This is a genomic window from Janthinobacterium rivuli (genome assembly GCF_009208735.1).
Classification (GTDB): Bacteria; Pseudomonadota; Gammaproteobacteria; order Burkholderiales; family Burkholderiaceae_D; genus Janthinobacterium.
In genome coordinates this window covers 186,954-206,480 of sequence record NZ_WFLJ01000013.1, presented here as the reverse complement: position 1 = coordinate 206,480, position 19,527 = coordinate 186,954, and the positions used below count along the sequence as shown (strand labels likewise).

Below are 19,527 nucleotides of genomic sequence, written 5' to 3'. Positions count from 1 at the left end.
CGCTGGCCGCGGGCGACGCGGTGGCCGTGCGCGGCCTGGCGGCCCTCAAGGGCAGCTGGAGCGGCCTGGGAACGCCCGCGGACGCGCCCGCCCAGGGAGGCCGGTGATGCTGGCCCGTCTGATCGCCGTGTCGCTGTCGCAGCGCCTGCTGGTGCTGGTGCTGGCCGCGCTGCTGGCGGCGGCCGGCGTGCAAGCGTTCCGCGCGCTGCCCATCGACGCCTTTCCCGACGTCTCCGGCACCCAGGTCAAGCTGATTTTGAAGGCACCGGGCATGACGCCGGAAGAAGTCGAGGCGCGCATCGTCGCCCCCATCGAGCAGGAACTGCTGGGCATCCCGCGCCAGGCCGTGCTGCGCTCGCAATCGAAATATGCGATCGCCGACATCACGCTGGACTTCCAGGAAGGCACGGACGTCTTCTGGGCCCGCCAGCAGGTCAGCGAACGGCTGGCCGGCGTGCTCAAGGACTTGCCCGCCTCCGTCAGCGGCGGCCTGGCGCCCATCACCACGCCGCTGGGCGAAATCTTCATGTTCACCATCGAAGGCCCCTTGAGCCTGATGGAAAAGCGCACGCTGCTCGAATGGACCATCCGCCCCCAGCTGCGCAACATCGCCGGCGTGGCCGACGTCAATTCGCTGGGCGGCATGGTGCGCAGCTTCGAAGTGGTGCCCGACCTGGCCGCCCTGGCCGCGCGCGGCCTGTCGCTGGCGCAGCTGCAGCAGGCGCTGGAAGCGAACAACCGCAGCGACGGCGCGGGCCGCCTGGGCAGCGGCGAGGAGGCGCTGCTGATCCGCAGCGACGCGGGCCTGCGCACGCTCGATGACGTGCGCGCCATCGGCATCGCGCGGCGCGGCGACATGGCCGTGAACGTGGGCCAGGTGGCGACGGTGCGCATCGGCCAGCTGACGCGCTACGGCGCCGTCACCGAGGACGGGCGCGGCGAAGCCGTGCAGGCGCTGGTGCTGGCCATGCGCGGCGCCAATGCGCAGCAAGTGGTGCGGCAGGTGCGCGCGCGGCTCGACGCGCTCGCTCCCAGCCTGCCCAAGGGCACCCGCATCAGCACCTTCTACGACCGCGGCAAGCTGGTGGAGCGGGCCGTGGCCAGCGTCACGGGCGCGCTGGCCGAAGCGACCGTGCTGGTGATCGTGCTGCTGACTGTCTTCCTGGGCAAGCTGCGCTCGGCGCTGGTGGTCGCCTGCATCCTGCCGCTGGCGGCGCTGGGCACCTTCCTGCTGATGCAGGCGTATGGCTTGAGCGCCAACCTGATGTCGCTGGGCGGCCTGGCCATCGCCATCGGCATGCTGGTCGACGCGGCCGTCGTGGTGGTGGAAAACATCGAGTCCCATGGCGCCCACGCCCAGCCGGGCGTGCCGCGCCTGCACCGCATCTACCGGGCCGTGTGTGAAGTCGCCCTGCCCGTGAGCGCCGGCATGCTGGTGATCATGATCGTCTTCCTGCCCCTGCTGACCTTGCAGGGCCTCGAGGGCAAGCTGTTCGCCCCCGTGGCGCTGACCATCCTGTTCGCGCTGGCCGCCTCGCTGCTGCTGTCGCTGACCGTCATTCCCGTGCTCGCCTCGCTGCTGCTGCCCGAGGGTCACGCGGGAGGGACGCCGCGCCTGGTGCACAAAATGGAAGCGGCCTATATGACGCTGCTCGGGCACGCGCTGCGCCGCGCGCGCCTGGTCGGCGGCGTGGCCGTGGCGGCCCTGCTGCTGGCCGTCGGCGTCTTCCTGCACGTGGGCAAATCGTTCATGCCCACGCTGGACGAAGGCGACATCATCATGCAGATCGAAAAACTGCCGTCCGTGAACCTGCAGGAATCGGCGCGCCTGGACCTGGCCATCCAGCGCCGCATCCTGGAACAGGTGCCCGAGGTCCAGCGCATCGTGGCGCGTCTGGGCTCCGACGAACTGGGACTCGATCCCATGGGCTTGAACGAAACGGACTCCTTCCTCGTGCTCAAGCCGCGCGCGCAATGGCGCAGCGCCGACAAGGAGGCGCTGGTCGACGCCTTGCGCACGGCCACGGCGAGCTTTCCAGGCGTCAATATCAGCTTTACCCAGCCCATCGAGATGCGCACCTCGGAAATGCTGTCCGGCGTGCGCGGCGACGTGGCCGTCAAGATCTACGGCCCGGACAACACTGAACTGGCCGCGCTGGCCGCGCGCATCGTGGCCCGGCTGCAGACGCTGGCCGGCAGCGAGGACGTGCTGACGGCGCAAAACGCGGGCGTGCAATACCTGCAAGTCGACATCGACCGCGTGGCGGCCGCCCGCCTGGGTCTGTCCGTGGAGCAGATCCAGGGCGATCTGCGCACCCTGATCGAAGGGCGCCAGGCGGGCATCGTCATCGAAGGCGGCAAGCGATTGCCCTTGCTGCTGCGCGGCGGCGACCAGCTGCAGCTGTCGGCCGACCTGTTCCGCCAGCTGCGCCTGCCCATGGCCGACGGCCCGGCCATCGCCCTGAGCCAGGTGGCCAGCCTGCGCACGGTCGACGGCCCCGTCAAGGTGGAGCGCGAAAACGCGGCGCGCCTGGTGGTGGTGCGCGCCAATGTGCGCGGGCGCGACCTGGTCGGCTTCGTCGACGAGGCCAAGGCCCTGGTGGCGCGCCAGGTGCCGCTGCCGCCCGGCTACCGCATCGCCTGGGGCGGCCAGTTCGAGAACCAGCAGCGCGCGGCCGCCCGCCTGGCCCTCGTCGTGCCCGTCGCGCTGGCGCTGATCTTCCTGCTGCTGTTCTGCACCTTGCGCAGCATCCGGCAAACCCTGCTGGTGCTGGTCAACATCCCGTTCGCGCTGACGGGCGGCGTGTATGCGCTGGCCCTGACGGGCGAATACCTGTCCGTGCCCGCCTCGGTGGGCTTCATCGCGCTGATGGGCATCGCCGTGCTCAATGGACTGGTGATGATCACCTGCTTCAACGACCTGCATGCGCGCGGCGCGGCCATCGGCGCGCTGGTGCTGCAAGGCGCCGCGCGGCGATTCCGGCCCGTCATGATGACGGCCTGCATCACGGGCCTGGGCCTGGTGCCGCTGCTGCTGGCCACGGGGCCCGGCGCGGAAATCCAGAAGCCGCTGGCCATCGTCGTCATCGGCGGCCTGCTCAGCGCCACCGTGCTGACCCTCGTGCTGCTGCCCCTGCTGTTCCGCCGCTACGGCGTGGCGCATCCATGCGCCCTCCCCCCACCTTTGACTGGAGCCATTCATGCAGCACCCTGACCCTTGCCCCTGCGACGCCATGCTGACGCTGGCCATGCCCGCCGCCCTCGAAGAGGACGTCCTCGATTGCCTGCTGCTGCACCCGGCCTGGGCCGCCGGTTTTTCCGTGCTCGAGGCGCAAGGCATGGGGCCGGGCGCCGCCTACCCCTCCAGCCTGGAGCAGGTGATGGGACGGGGACGGCGCAAGCTGGTGCTCGTCGCCGGCATGGACGCCGACCTGCGCCTGCTGGTAAAGGCGCTGGCGGCACGGCTGCCCAGGCCCGACATCGCCTACTGGATCAGCCCCGTGCTGTGCCACGGGAGGCTGGCATGAAGGCGCGCGCCCTGGCGCTGCTGCTCCTCGCGGCGGGAGCGCAGGCGGCGCCCGGCGCCCCGTCCGCGCTGCCGCCCGAAGCCGACGTGCGGCGCGTGCTGGCCAATCTGCCCGCGCTGCGCCAGGGGGCGCTGAACACGCAACTGGCCGGCGCGGAACGCGACAAGCTGGCCGCCAGCCCGTACGAATGGACGCTGCGCGCTGGCGCCAGCCGGCGCAGCGCGCCCGGCGCGGAACGCTACCGGGAACAGGAAGTGGCGCTGGAACGGCCCCTGCGCTGGTTCGGCAAGGCCGGCCAGGACCAGGCGCTGGGCGAGCAAGGCGTGACCGTGGCGCGCGCGCTGCATGCCGACGCCTGGCACGAGGCGGGCCGTACCCTGCTGCGCGACTGGTTCGACGCGCTGCGCGAGCTGGCCGGCGTGGCGCGGCTGGAAGAGCAGCTGGCCGTGACGCAGCGCCTGCAGGCGGTCGCCGCGCGGCGCGTGCAGGCGGGCGACGGCGCCGCGCTCGACCTGCTGCAGGCCGACACGGAACAGCGGCGCGTGCTGGCCCTGCTGCAGCAGGCGCGCCAGCGCAGCGAGCAGACGCTGACCTTGCTGGCGGTCGGCTACCCCGGCTTGCCCCGTCCGCAGGCCGATGCGCTGCCCCTGCCGCAGGCCGACGGCGAGGCCACAGCCAGCTGGGTCCAGCGCATCGAGCACATGGAACACATGGAGCACGATAGCCACGAACTGCAGCTGGCGCAGGCGCAAGCAGACTTGCACGCCATGCGCGCCAGCCGCCTGGCCAGCGACGCCATGCCCGACCCCACGCTGGCACTGCGCGCGACGCGCGAGCGCGATGGCCAGGAGCGGGTCATTGGCGTGAGCCTGTCGTTTCCCTTGCCCGGCGCCGGACGCGCGGCAGACAGGTCGGCGGCGGCCATCCAGGCGTCGCTGGCACGCGAACGTGTGACGCAGACGCGGCTGCGCGTCACGCTGGCGGCCCGGCGCGCCGCCAGCGACAGCGTGCATGCGCGCGAAATCTGGACTACATTGCAAGAGGTACAACAACATACCGTCCGCCAGGCGGAGCTGATGCAGCGCGCCTACCAGGCGGGCGAGTGCACGCTGGCCGACGCGCTGGCCGGCCGGCGGCAGGCGCTCGACGCGGCGCTGGCGGCGCAGACGGCACAGATCGAGGCGCTGGCGGCCCAGGCGCGCCTGCAACTCGACGCGCACGCCATCTGGTCCATCGACTGAGGCGGCGCCAACACGATTCATTCACGCAACTGACCGAGAAGGAAACACCATGAACACCAAGAACAGGAATACGCCGGGCTGGCGCTACGCGGCCCCGGCCCGCCTGCTGCACTGGCTGATGGCCGTGCTGATCCCCGCCATGCTGGCCCTGGGCTGGTACATGATGGAAATCGAGGACGATCCCGGCAGCGAGGTCTACTTCAACCTGCATAAATCGCTAGGCCTGCTGCTGTTGCTGCTGCTGGCCGCGCGCGCCGCCTGGCGTCTGGGCCACCGGCCGGCCGACTTGCCGCCGTCGCTGCCGTCCTGGCAAGCGCGCCTGTCGCGCCTGGGCCACGGCTTGCTGTACCTGGGCATGCTGCTGGTGCCGGCCACGGGCCTGGCGGGCGCGCTGCTGAGCAAGAGCGGCGTGGCCTTCTTCGGCCTGGCCCTGCCGCGCTGGTTCGCGCCCGACCATGCGCTGGCGGAACAGTGCTTCGAACTGCATGAACTGGCCGCCTGGACGCTGGCCGGCCTGGTCGTGCTGCATGTGCTGGCGGGCCTCAAGCATCTGCTGCTGGACAAGGACGGCGTGTTCCAGCGCATGCTGTAGCGCGCACCGCCCTTCAGCCTGCCTTCATGCGGCGCTCAGCCGCGCTTCATGCGCGGCGCCGATACTGGTCATGCCTTCCACCCGATGAGGAGTACAGCATGGCCAGAACAGGCAACACCGCGCATTTCCACGCCCGCCGGCGCCTGCTGCTCGGCGCCGGCGCGCTGGCGGCCCTCGCCGCCTGCGGCGGTTCCGGCAGTTCGACCGCCGTGCACGTGAAGGACCGGCAGGTCGCCGTCGCGCCCGGCGTCAGCCTGCACGTGCGCGACTGGTCCGCGGCGCCGGGCAGCGGCGGCGACGCCGACGTGATCGTGCTGCTGGCCGGCCTGGGCGCCAATGCGCATGCCTTCGACAGCCTGGCGCCCGCGCTGGCGCGCCGCCACCGCGTGCTGGCCATCACGCGGCGCGGCTATGGCCAATCCGGCAAGCCGCTTCCCATCGGCGCCGCCACCTACGCCCCCGCCACCCTGGTGGCCGACCTGCTGGCCGTGCTCGACGCCTTGCGCATCGGGCGCATCATCCTGGCCGGCCACTCGATTGCCGGCAACGAGCTGACCCTGTTCGCCGGCAGCCACCCGCGGCGCGTGCGCGGACTCGTGTATCTGGACACGACCTTCGATTACCTGGCCAGCGGCGGCTACGAGGAACCGGAAGCCACGCCCTTCGACGAGCCGCCGCCCGGCCCGGCCGACCTGGCATCGCTGGCCGCCTCGATTGCATATGCCAAACGTATCAACAAGCAATGGTGGCCGGCGCTGGAAGCGAACTGGCGCGACGCGCTGGACCTGCAGCCCGACGGTTCGGTGCGGCCAACTACCCCGCCCGCCATCGCCAGGGCCATGAACATGGCCGCGCACGATTTTTCGCCCGACTACCGCCGCGTACGCGCGCCGGCGCTGGTCGTCACCGTCGATCCCGGCACCCTGCGCAACCTGTTTCCATGGCTGTTGCAGTCCGATCCTGCCCTGCAGGACGAGGCGCAAGCGACGCTGGAGTTTGTCCGCCCGCTGCGCCTGGCCGACGGAGACCGCCTGGCCGCGTCCCTGCCCGACAGCCACCACCTGGTGATACACAACGGCTTCCACAGCGATTTCTTCATCGAATACGAGAACACGGTGGTCGACGCCATCGAGGCCATGCGCCGGGAAGCATAAACCCAGCTGCTACCAGATTTCCACTGCCGACCGCATGATTTGCCCCGCCAATCAGGAACGCATGGCAGCCCCAACCTCGCTGGCCTCGCATCCCGTGGAAGCGGCGCGCGCGGTGGCGCAGGCATACGCGGCACGGGCAAAAAAAAGGCTCCTGAAAACCAGGAGCCTTGCGGCGCTGGACAGCGCATGTGGTCCGCATCGGCGGCTCTGGGGTGCAGCGCCAAGCGGACCGCCATCCACGCCAAGGAGGTTCAGCCACCTGCCGTCAGCCGCCTTGCCAAGACACTTCATCGTAGCAGCTGCTTCGGCGGGAAAACTCTCCAATATTTGCATGCCGGCCAACGACCGCCGCTACAGCCAGCCCTCGCGCTTCAGGCGCCGGTGCAGCCACCAGCAGCCGGCGATGATGACGACGATGACGGCCGGATAACTGCCGCGCCACTTCAGTTCCGGCATGAACTCGAAGTTCATGCCGTACAGGCTGAAGACCATGGTGGGCACGGCCAGGATGGCGGCCCAGGCGGCCAGACGCTTGACGACCTCGTTCTGGCGGATCGAGATTTGTCCCAACGCCACCTGCATGGCCGAATTGACCAGCTCGCGCATCTGCCCCGCCGTGTGCGTGACCCGTTTGACGTGGTCGAGAATGTCGCGGTAATAGATGCGGTTTTCCTTGGGCACGATGTCGCCATGGAAACGGATCAGCTGGGTGCAGATGTCATGCAGCGGGTTGACGGCCGCGTCCAACTTGAGCAGTTCCGTCTTGAGCTGGTAGAAATCCTGCAGCTTGTCTTCGGAGAGACTGGGCTTGAACAGCTGCAGCTCATGCTGCTGGAAGCGGGCCTGCAAATGGTCGATGCAGGGCTGGTACTGGTCGACGATGAAATCGATGATGGAATAGAGCACGTAACCGGGGCCGCTGGCCAGCTTCTCGGGCACGCTTTCCTTGCGCTCACGCAACTTCGCATAGCCGGCCGAGGCGCCGTGGCGCACCGTGATGATGAAGCGGGGGCCGAGAAAGACGTGCGTTTCGCCGTAGACGATGGCCTCGCCGTCCAGCGTGGCCGTGTGCATCACCATGAACAGGGTGTCGCCGTACTCTTCCAGCTTGGGCCGCTCGTGCGCGCCCTGCGCATCCTCGACGGCCAGTTCATGCAAGCCGAAGGCCGCTTGCAGCGCCTGCATGGCCGCGACGTCAGGGCTGGCCAGGCCGATCCAGACGAAACAACCGGGATCGCCGAGGAAGTCGCCCACCTTGTCGATATCAAAGTGCGCGATCTTCTTGCCATCGCGATAGGCTTCGCCATTGACGACGGCGGCGTGGGTACTCAGGTCCATGGTGATTTTCTAAGAATGGCGGCAATATCGGGGGGCCAGTATAGCGGAAAGACCATGCTGGCCATGCCAACATTGCCAGCACATTGACATTCAGGCACGCCAATGTAAAATGAGAACCATTCGCATTTAAGAAGAACCTGCACTTGCCGGCGGCCTGGGGGAACTTCAGCGCCAACCTGGAGTGTATCGTGACGTCTGCCGTATCGCCTGCCGCCGATTCTCAAAGCCCCACGTCATTGAGTCAGCTGTATGGCCAGCACCATCCGTGGCTGCTGCGCTGGCTGCGCGGCAAATTGTCCTGCACGGACCACGCGGCCGACCTGGCGCAGGATACCTTCGTCAAGCTGCTGGCCACACCCGGCGAACGCGCCGTCACCCTGCGCGAGCCGCGCGCCTACCTGACGACCGTGGCGCGCCGCCTGCTGATCGACCATTACCGCCGCCAGTCGCTGGAGCAGGCGTGGCTGGCTACCCTGGCGCAGCTGCCCGCGCCCACCGCGCCGTCGGCGGAAGACCGCTTGCTGATCCTGGAAACCCTGCACCGGATCGACGCCATGCTCGACGGCCTGGGCGCGAAAGTGCGCACGGCCTTTCTGCTGTCGCAACTGGAAGGCCTGACGTATGCGGACATCGCCGCGCGCCTGCACGTGAGCGAGCGCACCGTCAAGCGCTACATGGTGCAGGCGTTCGAACGATGCATCCTGCTGCTGGCATGAGCGCGGCCATCGATGCGCGCGCCGCGCGCGAAGCGGCGCACTGGATGATGCGCCTGCAAGGCGGCGAACTGGACACTGCCGCGCAACAGGGGCTGGCCCGCTGGCGCGCCGCCCACCCCGACCATGAAACGGCGTGGCAGCGGGCCGAGCAAGTGTGCCGCACCTTCGGCATGCTGCCCTCGCCGCTGGCCATGCCGGTGCTCGACCGGCCGGCCGCCGCCGAGCGCCGCGCCGCCCTGAAGACGCTGGCCGTGCTGATCGTCGCCGGGCCGGCCGGCTGGGCCATGCTGCGCGTGGCGCCATGGCAGGCATGGACGGCCGACCTGCGCACGGCCACGGGCGACATCCGCCATCTCACCTTGCCCGATGGCAGCGACCTGAGCCTGAATACGGCCAGTGCCGCCGACATCGTCTTCGGCGCATCCCTGCGCCTGCTGCACCTGCGTGCCGGCGAAATCCATGTGGCGACCCGCCCCGATCGCCGCCAGCGTCCCTTCCTCGTGCGTACCAGCAACGGCAGCATCCGCGCCATCGGCACGCTCTTCACGGTGCGCCAGGACGACGTCCTGCTGGGCGCGCGCACCCACGTGGCAGTGTCGCAGGGCGCCGTCGAAGTGCGGCCCGCCGACGGCACGCCCATCATCGTGCGGGCGGGCTGGCAAGCCAGTTTCGATGAGACGGCCGCCAGCGCGCCGGAGCCGCTGGAGCCGCATGCGGCCGCCTGGATCAAGGGCTTGCTGTACGCGGACGACATGCCGCTGGCCGACGTGCTGACGCAGCTGGCCCGCTACCGACACGGCGTGGTGCGCTGCGATCCGGCCGTGACGCGGCTGCGCGTGTCGGGCGTGTACCAGCTGCGCGACACGGAGGCGCTGCTGGACTTGCTGCAGGCGTCGCTGCCCATCCGCGTGCGGCGCCACAGCCGTTGGTGGATTTCCGTCGAAGCCGCATAGAAAATTTAAAGAAAAATGTCCCTTTCCGCCATGTACCCCGTCAATCCACACAGGACCAACACATGAACGAAGGGAAACAAGCAATGAAGCACTACCGCCACACCAGCATCACCCTGGCCCTGCTGGGCAGCCTGGCCCTGGCCGCGCCCGCATCCGCCCGGCAGCACCCGCAGCAGGCGCCCGCGCGCCACTACCAGGTGGCGCCCGGCCCCCTCGGCGCGGCCCTGTCCGCGTTTGCGGCCGACGCCGGGGTCAGCATTTCCGGCGCCGCCAGCCTGTATGCGGGCTTGCACAGCCGCGGCTTGAACGGCGACTACCAGGTGGCCGACGGCTTTGCCCGCCTGCTGGACGGCAGCGGCCTGGTCGCCATCGACCAGGGCGGTGGCCACTACGCCGTGCGCAAGCTGCCCTCGGCGGCTGACGCGGCCACCCTGCCCGGCATCGCCGTGCGCGCCACGGCCGAACGCAGCACCAGCACGGAAGGCACGGGCTCATACACGACGCCGGCCACGGCCAGCGCCACGGGACTGGTGCTGTCGCTGCGCGAGACGCCGCAATCGGTCAGCGTCATCACGCGTCAGCGCATGGACGACCAGGACTTGCTGACGGTGCGCGACGTGCTGCGCAACACGCCCGGCATCGCCGTCAACCAGTTCGACACGGAACGCAGCACCTTTTCCGCGCGCGGCTTCGACGTCGACAATTTCCAGTACGACGGCGTGCCCACCACGTACAAGGTGCAGTATTCGGGCGGCGAGTCGGAAATGGATTCTCTGATCTATGACCGCGTGGAAGTGACGCGCGGCGCCACGGGCTTGCTGACGGGCGCCGGCTACCCGTCCGCCTCGATCAACCTGGTACGCAAGCGTGCCAGCGCCAGGCAATTCGAAGGGCAATGGTCGCTGGCGGCCGGCTCGTGGAGCGATTACCGGGGCACGCTCGACCTGGCCGCACCGCTGAACGGGGACGGCTCCGTGCGCGGCCGGGTGGCGGGCGCCTGGCAGGACCGCAAGTCGTTTACCAATGGCTATTCGAACCAGCGCCAGCTCGCCTACGCCACGGTCGAAGCGGACCTGGCGCCCGGCACCGTGGCCATGCTGGGCGCCAGCTACCAGAAGAACGATCCGAAAGGCAGCAACTGGGGCGGCTTCCCCCTGTGGTACAGCGACGGCACGCGCACCGACTTCGACCGTTCCGTCACGACGGCGCCCCGCTGGGCCGCCTGGGCCACGGAACAGACGAATGTGCACGCCACCCTGGAACACGCGCTGGGCCAGGGCTGGAAAGCGCAGGCGCAAGCCATGTACAGCAAGCACACGGAAGACACGCCGCTGGTGTTCCTGGCCGAGCGGCCGGACCGCATCACGGGCCTGGGCATGCTCGGCTATCCGAACCGCTACATCGGCGCGCGCGACCAGAGCAGCGCCGACGTGAAGCTGTCCGGCCCATTTACCCTGGGCGGACGCCAGCATGAAGTCATCGTCGGGGCCAATTACACGCTGCAACACGCCGAATTCAAGGTCAAGGAAGCGCTCGACCCTGAACCGATCGGCAATTTCCTCGCCTGGGATGGCAGCTACCCGCAGCCGGCCTGGGGCGAACCCGTGCTGTCGGAGCAATACACGACCAAGCAGTATGGCGCGTATGGCGCCGCGCGCCTGAATCTGGCCGACAGCACCAAATTGATACTCGGCGGACGCTTGAGCCGCTGGGACAAGGACCGCATCGGCTTTGACGGCAGCGCCCGCTTTGCCTTCGCCAAGAGCAAGTTCGTGCCCTACGCGGGCGTGGTGGTGAACCTCAACGACACGTATTCGGCGTATGCCAGCTACACGGACATCTTCCGCCCGCAGGAAAACCAGGACCGCGCGGGTGCCTGGCTGGACCCGCTGACGGGGCAAAGCCTGGAAGTGGGCTTGAAGGGAGAACTGGCCGAGGGCCGGGCCAACGCTTCCATTGGCATCTTTGAGATCAAGCAGGATAAGCTGGCCCAGCCGGACGGCGCGCGCCGCGTCCCCGGCACCACCACGCAAGCGTACTATGCGGCGCGCGGCGCCACCAGCCGCGGCATCGAGGGGGAATTGTCGGGCCGCCTGGCGCCGGGCTGGAACGTGACGGCCAGCGCCAGCCACTTCCGCGCCAGGGACCGCGAACAGCAGGACATCAACACCCTGTCTCCGCGCTCGACGGCCCGATTGTTCACCACATGGAAAGTCAAGCCCGGCCTCACCGTGGGCGGCGGCGTCAACTGGCAAAGCAAGTTCTACTTTGACGACGAAGGGCCGAACGGCAAGGAAAGAGTGACGCAGGAAGCCTACAGCACGGTCAGCCTGATGGCCACGTACCAGCTGTCGCGCCAGCTGACTGCCCAGCTGAACGTGGAGAATGCGCTGGACAAGAAGTACATCAACATCAATACCTATGCGCAAGGTACGTATGGCGCGCCGCGCAGCGTGCGGGGGACGTTGACGTACCGGTTCTGACGAGACGCGGCCCTACCCCGTCGCAATAACCTTGTTCAAGGCGCGCCGCAATTCCTTCAGCCGGGGCGGCTTGCCCAGCACGCAGTTGACGTGTTCGGGATAGTCGCTGTCGGCCGCCAGGCGCTGGCCCCAGCCCGTGAGCATGATGATGGGGGTGGCCGGCGAACACTGGCGCACGGCGCTGGCCACCTTGCGCCCGTCCACGTGGGGCATGCCCAGGTCCGTGATGACCACCGCGAACTGCGCTTGGCTGGCGTGTGCGGCCTGGAAACAGTCGATGCCGGCCTGGCCGCCATCGGCGGACGTCACGTCGTGGCCATCGATTTCCAGGATGTCGCGCAGCGACCTGAGCACCATCGGGTCGTCGTCCACCACGAGAATGCGCAGGCGCGGCGGCACGGCGTGGGCCGTGTCGGGCGCTTCCTCCCCCTCGCCTTCCGCGCAGGCGGGAAACGCCATGCGCACCGCCGTGCCCTGTCCCGGCGCCGTGACGATGTCGATGCTGGCGCCATGGCGCTCCATCATGCCGTACACCATGGCCAGGCCCAGGCCCGTGCCCCGCTCGCCCTTGGTGGTAAAAAACGGTTCCAGGCAGCGGCGGCGGGTATTCTCGTCCATGCCGATGCCCGTGTCGGCCACCTCGATCCGCACCTGGCGCGCCGCCTGGCCAGGTACGCCGACGCAGCTGGTGCGCACGCTCAATGTGCCGCCTTCGGGCATGGCGTCGACGGCGTTGAAGATCAGGTTCGTCAGCGCTTCGCGCAGTTCGCCCACGCTGCCGGGCAACATGGGCAACTCGTCCGCCAGCTCCGTGCGCAGGGCGATGACGATGCCGCGCTGCTGCGGCATGTCGCTCCAGCGCGCGCGCGTCAGGTCCAGCACCTGCCGCACCACCAGGTTGGCGTTGATGGGCGACAGCGCCAGTTGCGGTTCGCGCTGGCGGTAGAATTCGCGCATGCGCGCCACGGTGGCGGCCACGTCGTCGATGGCGCGTTCGATCACTTCCAGGCAATGCCGGCCCTGCGGACTGAGATTGGTTTCCGTCTCCAGCAAGGACTCGGTGTACAGGGCCACGGGGGAAATGGCGTTATTGATGTCGTGCGCGATGCCGCTGGCCATCTGCCCCAGCGCGCGCAGACGTTCCTGCTGCATTGCGGACTGCTGGGTCTGGCGCAGATCGTCATACGCGCGCTGCAGCGCGCCGTAGAGCTGCGCCTGGTTGGCCGCCAGCGCCACATGCTCGCTCAACTGGCTGAGGAATTCGCATTCGCCGCTGGTAAAGCTGTGTGCGGCGCGGCGCGCCACGATCAGGATGCCGAAGACCGTGTTTTCGGCCAGCAGCGGCGCCATGACGAGGGCGCACAGCCCCCCTTGCGCCAGCCGCTGCGGAAACGGAAACGCCACCTGGGCGATGTCGGCTTCATACACGAGCTTGCCGCGCACGCAACTCGACAGGCCATTCTCGTCGATGGGAATGTGCGCCTGCTCGCCCATCGTGAAGGACTGCGCCAGCGCCTCGCTGCGCACGCCCACGCACGTCACCTGCAGCGCGTGCTGCGCCGGTTCGTACAGGCAGATGCAGCTGAAATCGATGGGCAACTGCTCTTCCAGGCTGCGCACGACCACTTGGAAGATGCTGCGCAAATCCTGCCGCTCGCCGATCGAGCGCGTGATCTGCTGCAGCAGGTTCAAGCGCTCGAGTTGCTCGTGCACCTTGCGCTCGGCCAGCTGGCGTTCGGCGATCTGCGTCTCCAGGGCGGCATTCGTGTGCGCCAGCTCGTCGCGCGAGACGGTGGTGCGCCGCAGCTTTTCCGTCATGCCGTCGAAGGCGCGCGCCAGGTCGCCGATTTCATTCTTGGTGTGCACGCCGAGCGCAAAATCGAGCTTGCCGGCGCCGACGATCAGGGTGCCCTGCCGCAGCTTTTCCAGCGGTCCCGTGACGCTCGTCATGGTGAAGTAAATCAAACCGGCCACCAGCGCGATGATCATGCCGCCAAACAGCATCACGGCCACGTTGGCCCGCTGCTGCGCATCGAGCACGCCTTGGCGGCTCAATTCGGACAGCCGCATCGCATCCGAAATCATGCCCTGCACCTTGCCCATGATCTGGCCCGACAGGCGCGACTCCAGCTCGCCCAGCACCTCGCGCCGCTGCAGGTCCTGCCCCAGCTCGCGGTGATTCGCGACAAACAGCTCGAACAGCCCGCCCACGCCGGCCAGGTCGCCCTGCAATTCGCGCAGCAGCTTGCGCTCCTCGCCTCCGTTGAAGGCGGGCGTGGCCAGCAGGCCCGTGGACAGCGACTCGCTGCGCAACTGCCACTGGGCGCGCGTGCGCGCGCCATGGTGCAGCGCATATTCGATCGACAGGTAGCGCAGCGACGTGACGGCTTGCAGGATATCGGCCGCCGCCTTGTTCTTCGCCAATTCGCGCTGCATCGCCATGGTGGTGGAGAACAGCACGGCGACGATGATGGCCACGAGCACCACGCAAAACAGTTCGGCCAGCTTGAAGCGCGTGACGATTTTCATGCTGGCCCTCTCAATGGATGACCGTCACGGCCGTTGGCGCCACGGCTTCCAGGCCGTCCAGGTAGACGGCGTCGAGGAAGTTCGGCATGTCGCCGCGCTCGCCCAGCCGGTTCTTGATGGCCCAGCGCGCCTCGTCTTCCAGCGCCAGCAGCAAGCCCTGGTCGAGCACGACGCCAAACCGATAACCGTGCCAGGCCGCCTGCAGGCGCGCCGCCTCGCTGGCCGAGGCCTTGACGAACAGGGCGCGCGCGGCATCGGGGTCGTCGCGGCAAAAGCGCGCGCCGTCGATCAGCGCGTGCAGCACCTTGCGCATTGTCGCCGGGTGCGCGCGCACGTAGTCGCCCGTGCCGGCCACGTTGAACAGGCCCGCATACACGTCCTCGCCATAGAAGATGGCCGCCTTGCCCGCGATGGCGTGCGTCATGCCCGTCAGGAAGGGTTCCCAGCCGGCCGCCGCATCGACCTCGCCGCGCGCCAGCGCGCCGGCCAGCTGGTCCGGTGCGTAGTTGCGCAAGGTGACTTCGGCGGGCAGCAGTTTCTGGCGGTTCAGGAAGGCGTCCAGCGCGAACTGGCCGGAGGTGCCCAGGGTCACGCCGATGCGCTTGCCCTTCAGGCTGGCGGGCGTGGACACACCATGGTCCAGGCGCCCCACGATGCCGTGGTCGCGTTCGGCCTCGAAGATGCTGGCGATGATGACGACGGACTGCTTCTGCAGGCTGGCCAGCACCACGGGGATGTCGGAAACGGTGCCCAGGTCGGCCTGGCCCTGCAGCACGGCTTCCAGCGACGCCTTGCCCGAGGAATACGGTTGCAGCAGCGCGTCGATGCCCTCGCGCGCGAAATAGCCCTGCCCGTGCGCGGCCAGCACGGGGCAGCTGCCCACGTATTCCGCATTCACGGCCAGGCGCAGCTCTTCCACCGGGCCGGGCGGCGGCGCGGGTCGGGGGTCGAGGCGCCACACGGCGATGCCGGCCAGCGCCACCAGCAGCAGCGCGGCCGCCAGCCAGACCGCCCGCCGCGCTGGCGCCGGGCCGCTCATGCGCTGCACTGCGCCGTGGCCGACTCCAGCGCGCTGTTGATGGCCTCGGAAAACGCCGCCACGTCGACCGGCTTGGTGAGATAGCGGTAAAAGCCGGCCGCCAGCCCCTGGCGGATATCGCCGGGCCCGGCCACGGCCGTCAGGGCGATGACGGGAATATGCGCGGTGCGGGCATCGGCGCGCAGCAGCTGCATGACCTGCGTGCCGCTGATGTCGGGCAGGTCGATATCCATCAGTATCAGCTGCGGCAGGTGGCGGCGCGCCAGGTCCAGGCCCGTCTGGCCGTCGCCGGCCGACAACAGGTCGAGATCGGGGCGAAAATGGATCAGGCCCGCCACCAGGGTCACGTTCAGGGGATTGTCTTCCACGTACAGCAGCGTCTTGCGCTCCGGCAACGCTATCGGCTCGGCGGGCCGGACGATGGCGGGCAGGCGCGCAATGTCCTGCGGCGGCTGGCGCGCCGGGCAACTGGCGATGTCGAGCCAGAAGGTGCTGCCGCGCCCGGGGGTGCTGGCCACGCCCAGCCTGGCCTGCATGGCTTCGGCCAGGCGCTTGCTGACCACCAGTCCCAAGCCCGTGCCCTCCTCGTCGCGCGCATCGCGTCCCAGGCGGTTGAAGGGCTGGAACAGCGCCTCGAGTTGCGCGGCGCTCAGCCCGGCGCCCGTGTCGCGCACGGACAGGCGCAGCCGGCGCGCATCGACCGGCTGGCAATCGACGTGGATCTCGCCCTGTTCGCGGTTGTACTTGACGGCGTTCGACAGCAGGTTGATCAGCACCTGCTTGAGGCGCGTGCGGTCGGCCAACACATGCAGGCCGACCGCCTCGACGAAGGTCAAGGTGATGCCGCGCTTGCGCGCCAGCGGTTCCATCATTTGCCAGCATTCGTGGTAGATGCCGGCCAGTTCCACGGGCTCCATCGACAGCGACATATTGCCCGACTCGATCCTGGCGATATCGAGGATATCGTTGATCAGGGTCAGCAAATGCCGGCCGGCGCCGAAGATGTGCGAGGCAAAGGTTTTCCTTTCCAGCGCCGTAGAAGGGATGGAATCGGACGTCAGCATCTGCGAAAAGCCCAGGATGGCGTTGAGCGGCGTGCGCAGTTCGTGGCTCATGCTGGAGAGGAAATTGGTCTTTTCCTGGTTCGCCCGCTCGGCCACTTCGCGCGCCAGCTGCAAATCCTTGTTCATGGCGTCGAGTTCGGCCGTGTGCTGGCGCAGCAGCAGTTCCAGGCGCGCATTGGCGATGCGCAACTGGCGCGTTTCCAGCGCCCGCGCCAGGATCAGCAGGATGCCCGACACCTTGAACGGCTTGACGACATAATCGAGCGCGCCCGCCTGCATGGCCTGCACGGCCGAGGCGATCGTGCCTTCGCCCGTCATGATGATGCAAGCCAGCTCGGGATCGATCTTGCGCGCCGCTTCCACCACGGCGATGCCGTTCATGCCCGGCATCATCAGGTCGACCAGCAGCAGGTCGAACGATTCGACGGCCAGCAGGGACAGCGCCGCCTCACCCGAGGCGAGCCCCGTCGTGTCATACGCCTGGCCGCGCAAGGTGTCGCACAGCGCGCGCACATGCGCCAGCTCGTCATCGACGATCAGTATCCGCGGCGGCGTTGGTGAGCTGTTCATGCATTCTCCTGGCGGCATGGCCTTGCGGACAGGGAATTGGCCACGCAACCTGCGTTCCGAGCATAGCACTTGAAAATTACCAAAAATACACGCTTTGTCACGCGCGCGGCGGCGCAAGGGTGCTAGACAACCTCGGGCAGCCCCCGCAGCAGCTTGTCGAGGGTCAGCGGATAGTCGCGCACCCTCACACCGGTGGCGTTGTAGACGGCATTGGCAATGGCCGCCGCCACGCCGCAGATGCCCAGCTCGCCCACGCCTTTGGCTTTCATGGGCGAGGACATGGGGTCCGTTTCATCCAGAAAAATGACGTCCTGGTGCGGGATGTCGGCGTGCACGGGCACTTCATAGCCGGCCAGGTCGTGGTTGACGAAGTAGCCGCGGCGCCGGTCGACCACCAGTTCTTCCATCAGGGCCGCGCCCACGCCCATGGTCATGGCGCCGATCACCTGGCTGCGCGCCGCTTTCGGGTTCAGGATGCGGCCGGCCGCGCACACGGCCAGCATGCGGCGCACGCGCACTTCGCCCGTGTCGCCGTCCACGCCCACTTCCACGAAATGGGCGCCGAACGTCGATTGCTGGAATTTTTTATCGAGGTCGCCGTATTCCATGTGGTCTTCCGCGACGACGTCGCCATGGTAGGCGGCGGCAGCGAGCGGCACGCTGCGCTCGCCCTGGCTCACCTGCCCATCGGAAAAGCGCGCCTCTTTCTCATCAAAGCCCAGCTTGGCGGCGATGGCCTGGCGCAGGCGCACGCACGCCGCATAGACGCCAGCCGTCGAGCTGTTGCCGCCCCACTGCCCGCCCGAACCGGCCGAGACGGGAAAATCGGAATCGCCCAGGCGCACGACGACACGCTTCAAGGTCACGCCCAGCATTTCCGCCGCCGTCTGGGCGATGATGGTGTAGCTGCCCGTGCCGATGTCCGTCATGTCCGTCTCCACGGTCACGATGCCGTTGGCGTCCAGGCGCACGCGGGCGGCCGACTGCATGACGAGATTGTTGCGGAACGCGGCCGCCACGCCCATGCCCACCAGCCAGCGGCCGTCGCGCCGCATGCCAGGCTGGCTTTGCCGCTCCTTCCAGCCGAATTCCACGGCGCCCGTGCGCAGGCAGTCGATCAGGCGGCGCTGGGAAAACGGCCGGCCCGGTTTTTCCGGGTCCACTTTCGTGTCGTTGAGGATGCGGAAAACGATGGGGTCCATGTTGAGCTTTTCCGCCATCTCGTCCATGGCGATTTCCAGCGCCATCAGGCCCGGCGCCTCGCCCGGCGCGCGCATGGCGTTACCCTCCGGCAAATCAAGCACGGCCAGGCGCATGGCCGTCATGCGGTTCGGCCCCGCATACAGCAGCCGCGTCTGCATCACGGCCGTTTCCGGCTGACCGCCTTTCAAATCGCCCGACCACGATTCATGGCCGATGGCCGTGATCTTGCCGTCGCGCGTGGCGCCGAGGCGCAGACGCTGGATGGTGGCGGGCCGGTGCGTCGTGTTGTTGAACATCAAGGGCCGCGTCAGGGCGACCTTGACGGGGCGCTGCGCCGCGCGCGCGCCCAGGGCCGCCAGCAAGGCTTCCGCGCGCACGAACAGCTTGCCGCCGAAACCGCCGCCGATGTAGGGCGAGACGATGCGCACCTTGTCTTTCGACAGCCCCAGGGTGCGGGCCAGGTCGCCGCGGCCCCAGTCCACCATCTGGTTCGCCGTCCACACCGTCAATTTATCACCCTCCCAGGCGGCGATCGAGGCATGCGGCTCCATCATGGCGTGCGACTGGTCAGGCGTCGTGTAGGTGGCGTCCAGCCGCACGGGGGCGGCGGCAAAGGCGCCGGCGAAGTTGCCCGTCTTGCTATCGGGCTTGCCATCCTTCGGTTTGGTGGCGCCGCCCTTGGCCTTGGCCAGGTCGAAGGCGCCCTGCTGCTCGACATACTTGACGTCGAGCAACTGCGCGGCCGAGCGGGCTTGCTCAAACGTTTCCGCCACCACCAGCGCGATGGCCTGGTGGTAATGTTCAATGTCCGGGCCAGCGAGCAGATGGGCCGTGTTCATCTTGCCCTTGCCCAGCTTGCCAACCGATGCCGCCGTCACCACGGCCAGCACGCCCGGCGCGCGCCGCGCCGCGCTGGCGTCAAGCGAGGCGATGCGCCCTTTGGCGATGGCCGCGCCGACGACGTGGCCATAGGCGGCGTGCGGCGCGGCCTTGTTCTGTTCATACGCGTACGGCGCCGTGCCCGTGGTTTTCAGAGGGCCGTCGATGCGGTCCGTGGGACGGCCGACGATTTTCAGCTGGTCGATGGGATTGGTGGTGGCCGGTGTCGTGAATTTCAT

Annotated in this window: 13 protein-coding genes; 8 read left to right on the top strand and 5 right to left on the bottom strand. The window is 68.4% G+C overall.

The window, feature by feature from the left end; all coding sequences use genetic code 11:
• Nucleotides 1–106: 106 nt before the first annotated feature.
• The 5 genes from GCN78_RS18810 (at nucleotide 107) to GCN78_RS18790 (ending at nucleotide 6,514) form a co-directional block, all read left to right on the top strand.
• Nucleotides 107–3,214, top strand: coding sequence for an efflux RND transporter permease subunit (locus tag GCN78_RS18810; protein ID WP_152253051.1), 3,108 nt, complete (start codon nucleotides 107–109; stop codon nucleotides 3,212–3,214).
• Nucleotides 3,201–3,527, top strand: a complete 327-nt coding sequence (locus tag GCN78_RS18805; protein WP_152253050.1) for a DUF3240 family protein — start codon at nucleotides 3,201–3,203, stop codon at nucleotides 3,525–3,527. Before GCN78_RS18810 ends, GCN78_RS18805 begins: the two co-directional genes overlap by 14 nt.
• Nucleotides 3,524–4,768 carry a TolC family protein gene (locus GCN78_RS18800; RefSeq protein WP_152253049.1) on the top strand — a complete coding sequence of 415 codons (1,245 nt, stop codon included), beginning with the start codon at nucleotides 3,524–3,526 and terminating at the stop codon, nucleotides 4,766–4,768. The genes GCN78_RS18805 and GCN78_RS18800 overlap by 4 nt, the downstream gene beginning before the upstream one ends.
• Nucleotides 4,769–4,817: 49 nt before the next feature.
• Nucleotides 4,818–5,360 carry a cytochrome b gene (locus GCN78_RS18795; RefSeq protein ID WP_152253048.1) on the top strand — a complete coding sequence of 181 codons (543 nt, stop codon included), beginning with the start codon at nucleotides 4,818–4,820 and terminating at the stop codon, nucleotides 5,358–5,360.
• A 98-nt stretch (nucleotides 5,361–5,458) separates the two neighbouring features.
• Nucleotides 5,459–6,514 carry an alpha/beta fold hydrolase gene (locus GCN78_RS18790; protein ID WP_193316787.1) on the top strand — a complete coding sequence of 352 codons (1,056 nt, stop codon included), beginning with the start codon at nucleotides 5,459–5,461 and terminating at the stop codon, nucleotides 6,512–6,514.
• Between the two features lie 351 nt (nucleotides 6,515–6,865).
• Here the strand turns inward: GCN78_RS18790 and GCN78_RS18780 are convergent, their stop codons facing one another.
• Complete coding sequence (locus tag GCN78_RS18780) at nucleotides 6,866–7,852, bottom strand: magnesium and cobalt transport protein CorA (protein ID WP_152253046.1); 987 nt, start codon at nucleotides 7,850–7,852, stop codon at nucleotides 6,866–6,868.
• 188 nt (nucleotides 7,853–8,040) lie between these two features.
• Between GCN78_RS18780 and GCN78_RS18775 the strand changes: the two genes are divergently transcribed.
• The 3 genes from GCN78_RS18775 to GCN78_RS18765 all read left to right on the top strand — a co-directional run bounded on the left by GCN78_RS18775 (nucleotide 8,041) and on the right by GCN78_RS18765 (nucleotide 12,004).
• Nucleotides 8,041–8,568 (top strand): sigma-70 family RNA polymerase sigma factor, encoded by a 528-nt coding sequence (locus GCN78_RS18775; protein WP_152253045.1) that lies wholly within the window; start codon nucleotides 8,041–8,043, stop codon nucleotides 8,566–8,568.
• A complete protein-coding gene (locus tag GCN78_RS18770) occupies nucleotides 8,547–9,521 on the top strand; it encodes a FecR domain-containing protein (RefSeq protein ID WP_152253044.1) in 975 nt (324 codons plus the stop codon). The genes GCN78_RS18775 and GCN78_RS18770 overlap by 22 nt, the downstream gene beginning before the upstream one ends.
• A gap of 62 nt (nucleotides 9,522–9,583) precedes the next feature.
• Nucleotides 9,584–12,004: a TonB-dependent siderophore receptor gene (locus GCN78_RS18765; RefSeq protein WP_226939716.1), complete on the top strand. Its 2,421-nt coding sequence runs from the start codon at nucleotides 9,584–9,586 to the stop codon at nucleotides 12,002–12,004.
• 12 nt (nucleotides 12,005–12,016) lie between these two features.
• On the opposite strand, the gene GCN78_RS18760 is transcribed toward GCN78_RS18765, so the two are convergent.
• The 4 genes from GCN78_RS18760 to paoC form a co-directional block, all read right to left on the bottom strand.
• The gene (locus GCN78_RS18760) at nucleotides 12,017–14,533 is read right to left on the bottom strand and encodes an ATP-binding protein (protein ID WP_152253043.1); all 2,517 of its coding nucleotides are present in this window, start codon (nucleotides 14,531–14,533) and stop codon (nucleotides 12,017–12,019) included.
• A gap of 10 nt (nucleotides 14,534–14,543) precedes the next feature.
• Nucleotides 14,544–15,572 carry an ABC transporter substrate-binding protein gene (locus tag GCN78_RS18755; RefSeq protein WP_152253042.1) on the bottom strand — a complete coding sequence of 343 codons (1,029 nt, stop codon included), beginning with the start codon at nucleotides 15,570–15,572 and terminating at the stop codon, nucleotides 14,544–14,546.
• A complete protein-coding gene (locus GCN78_RS18750; protein ID WP_152253041.1) occupies nucleotides 15,569–17,206 on the bottom strand; it encodes a response regulator in 1,638 nt (545 codons plus the stop codon). The genes GCN78_RS18755 and GCN78_RS18750 overlap by 4 nt, the downstream gene beginning before the upstream one ends.
• 122 nt (nucleotides 17,207–17,328) lie before the next feature.
• Nucleotides 17,329–19,527 carry an aldehyde oxidoreductase molybdenum-binding subunit PaoC gene (gene paoC / locus GCN78_RS18745; RefSeq protein ID WP_152253040.1) on the bottom strand — a complete coding sequence of 733 codons (2,199 nt, stop codon included), beginning with the start codon at nucleotides 19,525–19,527 and terminating at the stop codon, nucleotides 17,329–17,331.